10 protein-coding genes are annotated in these 15,376 nt (G+C 37.7%); all 10 read right to left on the bottom strand.

What is annotated here, in order from left to right; translation table 11 throughout:
- Nucleotides 1-36: 36 nt before the first annotated feature.
- Nucleotides 37-2,226 carry a hypothetical protein gene (locus BTV98_RS07760; RefSeq protein ID WP_075103341.1) on the bottom strand — a complete coding sequence of 730 codons (2,190 nt, stop codon included), beginning with the start codon at nucleotides 2,224-2,226 and terminating at the stop codon, nucleotides 37-39.
- Between the two features lie 55 nt (nucleotides 2,227-2,281).
- Entirely contained in the window at nucleotides 2,282-4,033 is a 1,752-nt protein-coding gene (locus BTV98_RS07755; protein ID WP_075103340.1) for a glycosyltransferase, read from the bottom strand.
- Nucleotide 4,034: 1 nt separating this feature from the next.
- Nucleotides 4,035-6,395, bottom strand: a complete 2,361-nt coding sequence (locus BTV98_RS07750) for a glycosyltransferase family 4 protein (protein ID WP_143505700.1) — start codon at nucleotides 6,393-6,395, stop codon at nucleotides 4,035-4,037.
- A gap of 11 nt (nucleotides 6,396-6,406) precedes the next feature.
- On the bottom strand, nucleotides 6,407-7,327 hold the full coding sequence (locus BTV98_RS07745; protein WP_075103338.1) for a glycosyltransferase family 2 protein: 921 nt from the start codon (nucleotides 7,325-7,327) through the stop codon (nucleotides 6,407-6,409).
- A gap of 102 nt (nucleotides 7,328-7,429) precedes the next feature.
- Entirely contained in the window at nucleotides 7,430-8,674 is a 1,245-nt protein-coding gene (wecC, locus tag BTV98_RS07740) for a UDP-N-acetyl-D-mannosamine dehydrogenase (protein ID WP_075103337.1), read from the bottom strand.
- Between the two features lie 39 nt (nucleotides 8,675-8,713).
- The gene (gene wecB, locus BTV98_RS07735) at nucleotides 8,714-9,859 is read right to left on the bottom strand and encodes a non-hydrolyzing UDP-N-acetylglucosamine 2-epimerase (RefSeq protein ID WP_075103336.1); all 1,146 of its coding nucleotides are present in this window, start codon (nucleotides 9,857-9,859) and stop codon (nucleotides 8,714-8,716) included.
- 39 nt (nucleotides 9,860-9,898) lie between these two features.
- Nucleotides 9,899-10,963 carry a UDP-glucose 4-epimerase GalE gene (gene galE / locus BTV98_RS07730; protein WP_075103335.1) on the bottom strand — a complete coding sequence of 355 codons (1,065 nt, stop codon included), beginning with the start codon at nucleotides 10,961-10,963 and terminating at the stop codon, nucleotides 9,899-9,901.
- Between the two features lie 418 nt (nucleotides 10,964-11,381).
- Nucleotides 11,382-12,257: a succinate--CoA ligase subunit alpha gene (sucD, locus tag BTV98_RS07725; RefSeq protein WP_075103334.1), complete on the bottom strand. Its 876-nt coding sequence runs from the start codon at nucleotides 12,255-12,257 to the stop codon at nucleotides 11,382-11,384.
- A 122-nt stretch (nucleotides 12,258-12,379) separates the two neighbouring features.
- Nucleotides 12,380-13,546, bottom strand: coding sequence for an ADP-forming succinate--CoA ligase subunit beta (gene sucC, locus BTV98_RS07720; RefSeq protein WP_075103333.1), 1,167 nt, complete (start codon nucleotides 13,544-13,546; stop codon nucleotides 12,380-12,382).
- A 222-nt stretch (nucleotides 13,547-13,768) separates the two neighbouring features.
- Nucleotides 13,769-15,220 carry a dihydrolipoyl dehydrogenase gene (gene lpdA, locus BTV98_RS07715; protein ID WP_075103332.1) on the bottom strand — a complete coding sequence of 484 codons (1,452 nt, stop codon included), beginning with the start codon at nucleotides 15,218-15,220 and terminating at the stop codon, nucleotides 13,769-13,771.
- Nucleotides 15,221-15,376: the final 156 nt, after the last annotated feature.

The raw sequence follows: 15,376 nt of genomic DNA, 5'->3' as shown, positions 1-15,376 counted from the left end.
CAGCAAATTTAGTTATCTAAAAACTATTTACCACAACTAAGTGTCAATAAAATCGGACCTTACAATAATAGGATTAAAAGCCTTGTCCTCAATAAATATCTTTAAGAAAAAATGAACAACATACCTTTTTCCCTTATCTAAATTGTTGTAATGATACTCACTCTTTTCACCATACCAACACTTATCCAAAATCTTCCCATTCTCATGTAAGTAGAAAGCATACTCAACCTTATCGAATAACTCATCAAACTTAGAGCTTAGATTTACTTTAAAAGAAAGGCTTTCACTTACAACGAATGTATAGTCCAAATTTTTAAAGCACTCTTTTTTCGTCGATAAAAGTTTTTCTTGACTTTCAAGATTACAATAATCCAAATATTTCCTGCTAAATGGCACATTTACTGAAAGCAAGTTACAAGAAGTATTATATTCCTCAAAAATATTCTTGTAATCAATATATTTCAAAAAAACTTCTACAGGAGAGGCTTTTCCTGAGTGAATATTTTTGATAATTTGCTCTATATGGTTAAGTGTATACTTGCGTTCGTAAACTAACTCTAAAAGACTATTAATAGCGAGATTGTATATTTTGTAACGTGAAAGATTTTGTTCAGAATCTATTTCATATTTGTTGATGTCAACAGGCCTGTGAGCTAAAGCAGAATTCTTAACTTGTACTTCATAATATTCTTTATAGAGTTCTGTATCCTTACTCAACTCTTCTAGGGTAGGACCAAAAGTAGTATCAATATCTGACCAATGACCATTATCAAAAGTAATTTTATTAAGCTCTGGATTTAGCTTCTCAATAATGTCGTAGCAGATCTTGCCACCCCTCCTCTCATCTATATTATAATGATTAGCAGCATATAGGAACTCTTTCTGCATTAAAGGATGAAAAGCTAATTCATTTTTACTAAATGAACTTATGTAGTGTCCAAAATGAACTCTATTTCTATAGTAATCAAAGTGCCAATCTATATTTTGCTCGAGAGAAAACTCTTTATCAAAAACAAAAGATTCAGTGAACAACTCTTTGCATCTAACTATATAATTGTTTGGTATGGTCTTAACGTTTATGTATAAATTAAATAATGCATCAACCTGAGTATCAAAGTCCAACGTATTAAAATTAGGATATTTCGTCTGAAGTTCAGCTATAGCCTCTCTTGAAGTATCATGAGCTCTAAAAAGCTCTCCTCCTCCTCCTCTTAAAGCAAGGTAGCTATGAGTAGGCAGAGTTACTCTATTACTTGGTGCTATAGTCCAAGCAAACTGGGCACCGTACGATAAGATCCTTTCTAAGGACTTTTCAAAATCCAAATTTAATCTGAGGTGTTCACTGAACTCGCTGTGCTTCATACCAAATTCATTAGCTAAATAAGTAGAAACGTAAAGATCCTTCTCTACGACCCTTTTCGCTAATCCAGATAAATTCTGAGGATTACCCATTGCAGTCGTGAAATCTTTTTCAATTCCTAAAGATGATAGCAAAGCTAACACCATTCTTGAATCACGACCTCCAGACAAAAATATTCTCTTATCTTCATAAAATTTAACTAATGAAGCTATGTCTTTTTTAGCTTTGTTGACCCCAATACTAATAAGCTCTTCATAGCTTCTTCCTTTAGGATCACGAATGAATTCTTTCTTATCAACTTTGAATATATCTTTCAAAGTATCAAAAGACAAAGTCTCGTCTACTCCTAAAAGCTTTATTTCACGACAAAAAGACTCACTAGAGAAGGCTGTACGCAAATGTACATTAGTTGCACCCATCGCTAGATAGAACTGTTCTTCGTTAAAATTGTATGGCAAAAGGTTGTTTTTAGAATACTCAATCAATGAGTTATAACTTGTACTAACTGATAATTGAGAATGACCTTCATCAATAATATCATAACGATAGAAAACACTCTGAAAACCAAAATAGTCAGCAACAATTTTAAATATACTTCGCTTTTCATTAGTTAATACGGCAGCCCATTGACCTTTTAAGTTATCCAAATCCTTACTAACAGCTGGCAAAGAGCAGTCAGAAAAATTATATAATTTCGGCTGGTTATCAACAGAATAAACCAGCCCAGAAAATGCAAAAACATTATAGCTTTCTGTCGAATAATTATAAGATTCAGAGTCTATAATATTCGTTTTCTCTTCACTATTAAGCTTGCAACCAATAGTAATTAAATCAGCAGTCTTAATCACTGGATTTAGTAAATTCATCAACACTTACCTCAAAGGTTAATACTCAAACAAGAAAACTGGATACTATAGATTCTTAATTAAAGACTTGAACTTCAATTTTTTCAATAAATATCTCTTCAAACTCTTTAGCTTGCCACTTTTTGAGTCTAATCTCCTCTATTTCAGAGCTATCTTTAATAAGGACATCAAAACTAAACTCCCACATAAAGTTCTTCAAAGGAACATATTTAAAATAGCCAATATTTTCATTTGCCGAAACACTTAATCCTTCTACATTATGCTTCTTTGCACCTTGGTCAGAATCATGGTTTTTGAATAGAACTGACATAATCATCGGATTGATTTCATGATCTTTATCATGTGTCATTGCTCGAATTTTGATTCTCACTTTATGACCATAATTGGCTTTTAAGTAACTTTCAAGCTCAACATTGACACCATCGTTTAGATAGACACCTTCTTCACTTGAAAATATCAATTCTCCCTCATTGACAGAGTCTGCTACTTTAATTCTACTATCTCGAATAGCATAGCTGTGAGGTTTGACAAAGCTACCACTATTTTCTAACAAACCTAAAAACTCTTGATATTCAGTAGTTAAATTTTTCTCTTTACGTAACATTATGTCTTTGACGATATATTTTTTAAATACAGGAGAGGTGTATATTTGTCCTTCTATGGGTTTATTATAAAAACACATTAGATCGTATAAAACTTGAATGTCCTTATTTTCTTTAAATTCCATATAAGTTAAATACTCTCCTACATTTTCAGTCCATTTATCTGTCTCACTGTAGTCCTTTTCAATCATACTTCTTATTTCAACCAAATCTATCTCATGAACTTTATTAACTTCTGTAACAAAATCATTCAAATCTAAATCAGGCAGATCTCGACCACAAAAATTGGTGTAAGCAAGTCTTTTAAAATTATCAGCCTTCAAGAAACCTTTGATTCCACCGTTATACCCCAAAATACAAACTGGCTTCATGCTACTACCAGCCTCTAAAACGACTCTATCAACGCCAGCCACTGCACTGTAATTGTGTACCAATTTATGGATATCTTTTCTAGCACCTAAGAAGGTCACATAATCTACGATACCTGCCTCAGATAGTAACTGTTTAAGTTTATCTACCAAGCCCCCATCACCGGCTATGACAACTCCAGGTATACCAGCGCGATAAGCATACTCAATAAACTTGACCAGCCCTGGGAACTTTTCAGCATCTATTCTGCTTACGATCAACCAACGATTATCGACATCATCGACATTATTAGCATTAATTGGGTTAAAGCGTTCAGTATTTACTAGATTGTGATATAAGCGAAGATTAGTCTCTGGAGCATATATCTGACTAATCGTAGTCAATGCAGGCGACATGCACGTCACTAAACTTGCGTAAGGATAAACGAAATTTCTCAAAATAAAATGCTGGAATGGATTATTAAACAGATGAAAGCCAATACCGTGAAGCGTAATCATGAACGGTACTTTTAACCTTTGAGATGCAATAGCACTTATAAAATACATATCTGGATGATGAGAGTAGATGAAAGAGATATTATTTTCCAAAATCATAGACTCAACATGGTTAAGTGCTTCAATGATTTTGTCAACCGTATTACATTCGCCTAGATCGGCTATCTTAACTTGTTTGACTCTAGGGTTGGTTGCATAACTACATTCCTTTACTCGCTCGTCACCCAGAAGATAGACATCAACGCCTTTATCTATGAAAGCGTTTACTTCACCCTCCATCCTAGTTGATACACCACCGATAGAGCTATTAAGGCATACTATTAAAACTGAACTGTGCTTCATACTAAACTCTCTCAATAGAAAATAAGTTATTTATTACGCTATCTATAGATAATGGTGTATCGATATACGACTTGTGAGTTACTTCTGTATGATTACTCAAAGAACTACCTTTCTCACAATGAGCCCAAATTTCAGCTTTAGACCCCAAATAGTCACTCAATTTAGATGGCAAATAAGGATTTACTTCAAAAGTACCATCAGTATTGGTATCCATCAAAAATAGGTAATCAAATTCATCAAGGATATTTAAAAAATCTAAATAGTCTAAGTAGTTTGATACCACAATATTATCTAAAACTCCATATTCAGTCGCGGCCTCAATAACATCATCTATTTGATTAGTGTAAATATGCAGCTTAATTTTCTGTTTTTTATCCAATGAAAGTCTGTTAATAGCCTCGAATACATCATTGAAATTACGGTTTATATAAAATGAACCGAAATAAGCAATATTGATATAATCATCTTCTATATTATTTTCAACTTCTTTAAAAGTGTAAAAAAATTCAGGTAGGGTCGGCTGAGATTTAACAATAGATTTATTTTCTACAATGCTTCTTAACTCATTTATCTCTAAGTTATTTAGCATCACTCGTCGTTGATTCTCACAAGTAAACATAATACTATCTGCAAAGCAGAACGGCAGAAGTTCTGACCAAAAGTATATATTGTCATTTTCTTCTAAACGATACTTTTTAAAGTCAGGAAATTTTTCATAGACCAATCTTACATATTTATCACGGACTGCCAAGTCTCTAAACCATGAGTATCTTTTATTACCTTGCACATCAAAGACACCTGGGTCTGAAAACTCCGCAAGCCAAGTAATTTCTGGTTTTTCAACCTTAACTTCGAACCCTAAGAAATGTGCCGCTACAAAAAAACTTCTGCTATAAACTTGCTCATACTTACTTAGATCTAGCACTTCAATAGATTTATCGACAAACTCCTGATAATGTGGCTGATGCGCAAAAGTCGGCTTAGTTTTAATCGTAATGACTGAATTGATATAAGGTTTACCAATGAATGCTAAGCTTTCTGAACGTTTTCTGATAGCTGTCATGTCATTACAGATTACATCCGAATACCACTCCTCTTCTTGTATACGTTTGGCCACTACTATAGCCGATGGATCTACAAAAGGTGTGAAGTTATAAGCTATTACCAAAGTTGAAGTATTTTTAAAACTGCAAGGAAAGGCTTTTTTGAAATCTATTCTATAAGCATTTTGCTGCATAGATATACTAAGCAAATTATCCTGATCAGTATTTCTTAGATCGGCATAGAGTTTGTTTAGTTTTTGAGTAACGATATCAGTCTCATTGAAGGCTGGTAGACTACTTAAATTCTGAATATATTCTACTGTATCTTCTAATGTTAGCTCTGCACAATAATTCATCATAGATGAATAAGGCACACCAACCATATCGTAAGTATTATTTAGTCTAATGAGCAAAAAGTTAAACGTGAATACATCGATTACTTTGAAATCATATTTTTTCATTAAATAGGTAGGAATAATAGCGCCGTTGCTACAATTACTATTAACTAATGCTTCAAAATCTTCATCACAGATATTAGCTGGTAATAATAATGAGTTGTAAGCACTTTTATTCAAACACCCTTCAATGTCGATATCAATAAACTGAGAATCAAAATCTATAAATCCTGTATTTTTAGTATCAATATCTTTGACTAATTGTTGGAAAGAATTTAGAGAGTCTACAACCCTAAGCTTGATATTATAATATTTTGATAACCTTGCTAACTCATTTATCTCACCAATTTCCAGATCTCCTACAAATTTAACCGTTAGGAGATTTAAACTTTGTTTATTTTTCTCTAAAAAATTAGTTAATATTTTTTGCTTTTCCATTGAAAAATTAATAAATATTATAGTCAAACCTTGCTTATATTGCTTGTAAATCTCATTTGATAGGAAATGATTACTTTTGCCTTTTGCTCTAGAGACTTTCGATCTTAATACTGTGATCTCACCCTTTTGAATTCTTTTATCTGATTTCGCAATTGTTGCTGGTTTTGACTCATAACTATTACTTAATAATCTAGACTTTTTAGTAGTATCAACAAGCTGAATATTTTTATAATCTTTAGTCTCGTTAAGAAATAGCTGTATGTAGCTGATGATTTTATCTAAATTCTTACTATTTTTTAAGTGCTGCTCTCTTCTCAAATACAAAGCCGTAGCACGGATTAATGCTTCATCGTAATTTGTATCGTCGTTTAAAAACTCATGAGCCAGTAGCTTGAATCTATCTCCTATTTGATCGTTACCTTTAGGTTTAGGTACTTTATCTTTTAAAGATATTCTTATCTTTTTGAATAGTTTATTCTTTTTCATAATTTTTACCATTAAGACAAATTGATATAAAACCTATCGTTCTTAAACATCATAAGATTAGATAAGCTTCTACTTTCAAAAGATTTTCGTATATTACTAAGACTGTTTGAGTTTTGAATGAAATATTTGTTTAAAAATGATAGTTGTGCATTTATCTTACTTTGAAAAAAATCATTTAAATCAGCAGTTGCTAAATCCACTAGTTTGTTTATTACGTCAAGTCTTTGTTCAACATTGAACTCATAGCTCATCGATTGTCTAGATGTAGAGTCTTCAGTTTTTAGACGATAGTAGTAGCAACCACTATTATCAGCATGAGCAAAGCTTGGTCTAAATCTACTTACGTACTCACAAAAATATACTACATCTTCACCGCTCATCAAGGATTCATCAAAATTAACTTCTTTTGCATAAATAGCGGGAATCAGTTTGCACGCATTGAGAGTAAGTGCTCTTGAATATAGAGATAGATCATTAGGATTATCAGACTTTAGAAATCTGTTAATGTCTTCTCTTGACTCTTTTCTGCCATCCATACTCACATCTACTATAGGAGCAAAAGCTATATTAGAGAGGTCTGTTATCTTGTATAACTCATTTATGTAATTGACACCTATCCAATCATCATCATCACAAAAACAAATAAAGTTTTTATTGCTTGCTTCTAACCCTATGTTTCTAGCTTTAGAGGCACTGCCCACACTATTATAAAGCAGTCTGACTTGCTGCTTACTTTTGAGCTTTTCTAGCTTATCAGTAAACCCCTCAATAATGAACTCGTTATAACCATTAAATACTAAAATGACTTCAATGAAGTCCTGATTCAATCCTTTCTGGTTATAAATGGAATCTAGAAGCCTACCAAGATGCTCATTAGGGCGAGCACAAGGAACTATGATAGATACACCTTCTCTAAAATCTTTGTTACTCATATGTTAGTCATTTTATAAAAATACTAGTTGGTTTATAGCAATCGAATTAAATTGAGCAGTTATAAAAATATTTTTTTATTATTTACTACGTAATATATCAAGCTAGACGATACCTACTGCATCTATTATTGCTTTATCAATATTAAAGTCTGTGTGTTTAAACTGAGCATGTCCTACCAGTATTGCCACAATATCGGCTGTTTCCATTGCTTCTTTTAACGAAGTAAGCTTTCCTGACTCCAATGTCTTAGGTAGTTTATCGATATTAGGCTCGACTAGCAGAACTTCTGCTGAGTCAATGTCCAACATTTCTCTAGCAATATAGACTGCTGGACTTTCACGTAGATCATCAATATTAGGTTTGAATGCCAAGCCCAATAGCGCTACTATCGGTTTCTCGATACCTTGCGTTTTTAAACCATCTACCTCTGCGTTGATTTTTTTGATGACCCAATTAGGCTTGTTATCATTGATCTCACGAGCCGCACGGATGATCTTAGCTTCATCTGGGTTTTGATTGACGATGAACCATGGATCGACAGCGATGCAGTGTCCACCAACGCCAGCACCAGGCTGCAATATATTGACACGTGGATGATGATTGGCAAGCTCAATCAGCTCCCAGACATTGATATCGAGCTTATCTGAGATGATAGACAGCTCATTAGCGAAAGCAATACTGACATCACGAGAAGCGTTTTCGGTAAGCTTTGCCATTTCAGCCGTACGAGAGTTGGTTGCGAGCAGCTCCCCTTCGACGAAGATACGATAAACTTCTTGCGCTTTTTTGGTCGACTCTTTGGTCATACCACCGATGATACGATCATTTGAAATTAATTCTTCTACCACCTTACCCGGCAGTACGCGCTCAGGGCAGTAAGCAACATAGATATCGGCCTCAACATCAGGCTCATGATATTTAGGAAAGGTTAAATCAGGACGGGCTTCAGCGAGCCATGCAACCATCTGCTCTGTAGCGCCTACTGGTGAGGTTGATTCTAAAATCACTATATCCCCTTTCTCTAACAAAGGAGCGAGCGCTTGACTAACTGCTTGAATATAAGAGAGATCAGGTGTGTGGTCTTCACCCTTAAACGGTGTTGGCACTGCGATCAGATAAGCATCTGAATGGACAGGCGTTAAATTAGCTTTGAGATTACCATTGTCTACTGCTTTTTTAACTATCGTTTCAAGTCCTGGCTCTACAATATGAATTTTACCTTGATTAATCGTATCAACGGCATGCTGATTGACATCGACACCGACGACGTTTGCCCCATGGTGTGCAAACATTGCAGCTGTTGGCAGACCAATATAACCCAGACCAAACACACAAATATTTTTCATTCTAATCTCACTTACTTTATATATAGTTAATTTACTTCGTTATTCGTTAGTCGCTGACTGATCAAAGTATTCAACGATAGTCGCTGCGATACGGTCTGAAGCCTGCCCATCGCCATATGGATTATGTGCTTGGCTCATTTTTAGATAGATGGCTTCGTTTTCAATGAGATTACTGACTTCAGCGACGATGGTTGGAGCATGTGTCCCTACTAGTTTGACCGTACCTGCTTCGACTGCTTCTTGGCGTTCAGTCGTGCTGCGCATGACTAGTACTGGAATACCTAGTGATGGTGCTTCTTCTTGAATTCCACCTGAGTCAGTGAGAATAATATGGCTGGTACTCATCAAGTACACAAAAGGCAGATAGTCTTGTGGCTCAATCAGCTTGACGTTATCAAGGTCTTTTAACAGTCTATTGACAGGCTCTTTAACATTAGGATTTAGATGAACAGGATAAACGAACTCATAGTCAGGGTATTTTTTGGCAAGCTCTCGAATCGCTTGGCAAATGGACTCAAATCCATTACCAAAGTTTTCACGGCGATGACCCGTAATGAGCACACGTCGCTTTGTAAAGTCCAGCTCAGAAAACTTCTGCTGTAGTTTATTTTTTAGAATCTCATCAGTTTCAAGCTTATCTTTAACATCTAATAGCGCATCAACGACCGTATTGCCAGTCACATAAATATAATCAGGATTGTTATGCTCATCATAGAGATGCTGCGCCGCTGTCTTAGTCGGTGCAAAGTGCAGCTTAGTAATGATACTGGTGAGTTGTCTATTAGCTTCTTCTGGCCAAGGAGAGTAAATATCATAAGTACGCAAACCAGACTCAACATGACCGATAGGTATCTGCTGATAAAAAGCAGCCATGGCCCCGCACAATGTCGTTGAGGTATCTCCGTGCACAAGTACTAAGTCTGGTTTACATTCTTTTAGGATAGGTTCAAGAGCGAGCAGCATTCTTGAGCTGGCTTCTGTTAAGCTCTGTCCAGATTTCATAATATCTAAGTCATAATCTGGAGTAATCTCAAACAGCGATAATACCTGATCGAGCATTTCACGATGTTGAGCAGTCACACAGACTAAGGATTGAATATTTGGGTCAGTTTCTAATGCTTTAACAACAGGAGCCATTTTGATCGCTTCAGGACGGGTACCAAATATACTTAATACTTTTATCATAGTAGGATCTTTTTAAAGTGAGTTTAATATTGCTATGGTTTATATATTTATACTATAACCATTTGGATTACGACTTTGCCATCGCCATGTATCTTGACACATATCAGTAATTGATAATTTTGCCTTCCAATCTAGTAACGCTTGTGCTTTGTCAGCACTGGCATAACAGCTAGCAACATCACCTGTTCGACGCGCGGTGAACTGATAAGGAATAGGCTGTTTGGTAATTTCAGTAAAAGCAGTTACAAGCTCTAATACAGAAGTGCCTTTGCCCGTACCTAAGTTAATCGGCAAAAACCCTACTGAGCTTTTTTGGTCTGAACAGTTTTCTTTTACAACAGCTTGCTGCTGTAAGTAATTCAACGCAGCGACATGCCCTTGCGCCAGATCAGTGACATGGATAAAGTCACGTACACCAGTACCATCGACGGTAGGATAGTCATTACCAAAGATACTAAGCTGCTTGAGCTTACCCACAGCTACTTGCGAGATATATGGCATTAGATTGTTCGGAATATCATTCGGGTCCTCGCCAATCTGTCCCGATGGATGCGCCCCTACTGGATTAAAATATCTAAGAGTAATCAGATTCCAGTTACCATCCGATACCGCTAGATCTTCTAGGATATGTTCGACTGCAAGTTTGCTCTGACCATAAGGATTGGTGCAAGAGCGTGGTGATTCTTCATTGATAGGTAGGTTTTCAGGGTCGCCATATACAGTAGCTGATGAAGAGAAGATGAAGTTATTGACGTTATATTCTTCCATCACCTTAAGTAAATTAATCGTACCGCTAACATTATTATCATAATACTTCAAAGGCTTAGCAACGGATTCACCAACGGCTTTTAATCCTGCAAAGTGAATGACACCAAAGAACTGATGCGTAGCAAAGACTTGTTTGAGCAACTCACTGTTTCGAACGTCGCCTTCAATAAATTCGATTGGTCGTCCAACAAGCTTAGAGACACGATTAACAGCTTCATAGCTGCTGTTAGACAAGTTGTCATAAACTACAATATCATAGCCTGCCTGATGTAGCTCTATACAAGTATGTGAGCCGATATATCCAGCGCCACCCGTTACTAAGATCTTGTTATTCATGACAATTCGCTACAATAAAAACACCTCATTGTAGGGTTGTAGTAAAGTTTTTTCAAGGTGTTAATTTAGCGGGTAAAAAAGGTTAAATCGACATCGTTTACTCGTTTATTCCCTTTTATCAATGTAAGCTTTGACTGGTAAGCCTTACAAAATATTCACAACAATGAATATACAGATATCCGGTACTCAAACTTAATTAAAAAATATTCAATTTTTTAAATAAAAGACCGATTATCGCTATAATTACCTACTTCGTCCGTGTAAGTATAACAATAGCTGTCATATGATGACTTGATAAGATTTTTTTGCAAAGACGTTAAAATGTGCTACATACCTTCTTTTTCTATCCAAAAAAAACACCCCAATGTAGGAGTGTTTTTGTCGATATTGTAAGCTGTCTCTTAACGCTAGCTCTGTATTACCAACCAGTCACTTCTTTTAGCTTATCGCCAAGCTTGGATGGGTCACGAGTATACGCGATACCAGCATCTTCAAAGGCTTTGAATTTCTCTTCAGCAGTACCTTGACCACCAGAGATGATCGCGCCAGCATGACCCATACGCTTGCCTTCTGGAGCCGTTACACCAGCGATGTAACCAACGACAGGCTTAGTCACATGGTCTTTGATATAAGCTGCCGCTTCTTCCTCAGCAGTACCACCGATCTCGCCGATTAGAATAATGGCTTCGGTTTGTGGATCATCTTGGAACAATTTTAGCGCATCGATCTGGTTCATACCTGGGATAGGATCACCACCGATACCGATACAGGTTGACTGACCAAAGCCAAGCTTAGTCGTCTGCGCGACGGCTTCATAAGTTAGCGTACCAGAGCGTGAGATGATACCTACTTTACCTGGCTGATGGATATGACCTGGCATGATACCGATTTTACATTCGCCTGGCGTGATGACACCTGGGCAGTTAGGGCCAACTAAACGCACATCGCCAGCTTCTTCTAGATAGCGTTTTGCTTTTAGCATATCGATAGTCGGTACGCCTTCAGTGATCACGACGATCAATTTAACACCAGCATCGATCGCTTCGACGATTGAGTCTAGTACGAATGGTGCTGGTACGTAGATAACAGAAGCGTCAGCTTGAGTCGCTTCCATCGCTTCCGCCATGGTGTTAAATACTGGTAGGCCTAGATGCGTTTGACCACCTTTACCTGGCGTGACACCGCCGACGACTTTTGTACCATATTCGATGGCTTGTTCAGAATGGAACGTACCGTTTTTACCAGTAAAACCTTGTACCAATACTTTGGTATCTTTATCGATTAATACACTCATTATATTTTCCTTGTATTCGGTTGTCTTGTAACAGTGGCCCTTATAACTAACATTATCAAATTTTGATAACCAATCTTTATTATAAAAACCACTATTACGATTTGACTACTATGCTTAAAGACTTAGGCTTTAACAGCATCGACAATTTTTTGAGCCGCGTCAGATAAACCTTGAGCTGAAATCAATTTCAGGCCAGATTCTTCTAGGATCTGCGCGCCTTTCTCAGCGTTGTTACCTTCTAAGCGAACGACAACTGGTACTTGTACGTCAACTTCTTTGATAGCAGCGATAATAGCTTCTGCAATCATGTCACAGCGTACGATACCGCCGAAGATGTTGATTAGAACGCCTTCAACACTGCTGTCTTCTAGAATGATTTTGAACGCTTCAACCACGCGATCTTTGGTTGCGCCGCCCCCAACGTCCAAGAAGTTAGCAGGCTTGCCGCCATACAATTTGATGATGTCCATGGTCGCCATTGCAAGGCCAGCACCGTTAACCATACAGCCAATATTACCTTCTAGGGCAACATAGTTTAGGTCAAACTCAGCGGCTTTAAGCTCACGCTCATTTTCTTGTGTCTTGTCTTGTAGTGCTGCGATTTTTGGCAGGCGATACAGAGCATTTGAATCGATACCAATTTTGCCATCTACACAAACGATTTCGCCATTTTCACGTACTGCCAATGGGTTGATTTCCATTAGAGCAAAGTCGTTTTCGACAAAGGCTTTATAAGCACCAGTCATTAATTTAACGAACTGATTAATTTGCTTGCCTTCTAGACCAAGTTTGAACGCAACGTCGCGCGCTTGGAAAGGCATCAAACCAACTAGAGGATCAACATTTACTTTAAAGATTTTTTCTGGTGTGCTGTGTGCTACTTCTTCGATATCTACGCCGCCTTCGGTAGATGCCATGAAGGTTACACGACGAGTTGCACGATCAACGACTGCGCCAAGATATAGCTCAGTTTGTACTGGGTACATGTCTTCTGCAACCAACACAAAGTTGACTGGCTGGCCATCAGCATCAGTCTGAAACGTAACTAGATTAGTACCGATCAGCTCATCAGCGACTTGCTTAGCTTCTTCACGAGTCTTAACTAGCTTAACACCGCCCGCTTTACCGCGGCCACCAGCGTGTACTTGCGCTTTAATTACCGCAATGTCAGTTGGCGTCTTATCAAAGGCCGCTGCAGCTTCGTCGCCACTATGGGCAATGATGCCTTCTTGAATTGGCAAACCATAGCTTTTTAATAGCTCTTTTGCTTGATACTCATGTAAATTCATTGATTGTATCCTTTATTTTTTACAATTAATAAAAAGTGAAAATAAGTGCACGATAACATTTATATGGTGCACTTATAACCGTAGCCCCAGTGGTTATAACACTCATCGTTATAACCATTATCATAAGCATAGTCATCATAATTATCATAGTTATCATAGTCATGAGGTCTACTGTACTACGGTCAATTTATACCTTAATACCTACTCGGTAACCGCTAGCGATTACTTACGTTTTTTGCGCTGAATGGCGTGAATAGCACGGCCATCTGCAGATAGAGCAGCTTCATGCACTGCTTCTGAAATCGTTGGATGCGCAAACGTCATTAGCTGCAAGTCTTCAATACTAGAGACAAATTCCATCGCGATCATGCCTTGATGGACGATGTCGCCTGCACCAGCAGAGATAGCATGCATACCTAGCAAGCGATCGGTCTTAGCGTCAGCGACGACTTTAACAGAGCCTTGCGCTTCACTTTGTGCCAAAGCACGGCCGTTAGCAGCTAGGTTAAACGAGCCTGTTTTGACTTCATAACCTGCTTCAGTCGCTTCTTGCTCAGTCAAACCAACCCATGCGATTTCTGGATGGGTGTAGATAACATTGATGATGGTATCATAGTTGACTTGCGCCTTTTCACCATGGATACGCTCAACCGCCATCATACCCTCTTCCATCGCTTTATGAGCCAGCATTGGACCACGGACTAAGTCACCAATGGCATATACGCCATCGAGGTTAGTTTTGCATTGATCGTCGACATCGATAAGACCACGCTCGGTCAAGGTAATACCGCTATCTTCACCAAGTAGTTTTTCAGAATAAGCACGGCGGCCGACACAAACAATCAGCTTATCAAAGCTCTCGTCTGATGACTCGCCTTTGGCTTCGCTAGTAACGACCACTTGATCGCCTTGTACTTCAGCATTGGTGACTTTGGTATCGACACGGATATCGAGGCCTTGCTTTTTAAACATCTTACGTGACTCTTTAGCGATGTCTTTATCAGCAGCTGCTAAAAACTCAGGTAGCGCTTCATAGACGACCACTTCACTACCTAGGCGGCGCCATACTGACCCAAGCTCAAGACCGATAACGCCCGCACCGATGACACCTAAACGCTTAGGTACTTCAGTAAAATCAAGTGCGCCTGTCGAATCTACAATACGATCACCGTCAGTTTTAGCGACAGGAATCTCGATAGGGACAGAACCTGCTGCCAAAATGACATTTTTAGCAGTAATAGTACTTTCCGCTTCGTCTTCTAGCGCAGTAAACTTAACTTTTTTCTCGCTACCTTTGCCGTCAACTAATGTACCCCAGCCTTGTAGCCAGTCAACGCCATTACCTTTCAATAATGCTGCTACGCCGCCAGTCAACTGCTTGACGATGCCTTCTTTACGTTCTATCATTTGTTCGATATCGATAGAGACGTCACCTGTACTAATACCATGCTCATCAAGGTCATGTTTAGTCGCTTCATAACGATGCGAGCTATCAAGTAAGGCTTTTGATGGGATACAACCAACGTTTAGACAAGTACCGCCAAGCGCAGGCTCGCCCTTATAAACACGTTTTTCGATACAAGCAACACTCATACCCAGCTGTCCTGCACGGATAGCCGCTTCATAACCACCGGGACCGCCGCCAATGACGACTAAATCATAATTGTCTTTCATAGTACGTTCCTTTTCTAATTTTAGTTTGAGCTTTGTTTTTGTTTATAGATACCGTTACTACATATTCCAATAAAAAAGCCATACGTCACCCGATCGTTATCTAGTCAATACACTAAGTTAGCATCGTGTATCATATAGCGCTTATTGATTATCTTA

It is taken from the genome of Psychrobacter sp. Cmf 22.2 (genome assembly GCF_001921745.1).
In the GTDB taxonomy this organism is placed as follows: Bacteria; Pseudomonadota; Gammaproteobacteria; order Pseudomonadales; family Moraxellaceae; genus Psychrobacter.
This window is presented reverse-complemented; position numbering and strand designations above follow the sequence as displayed.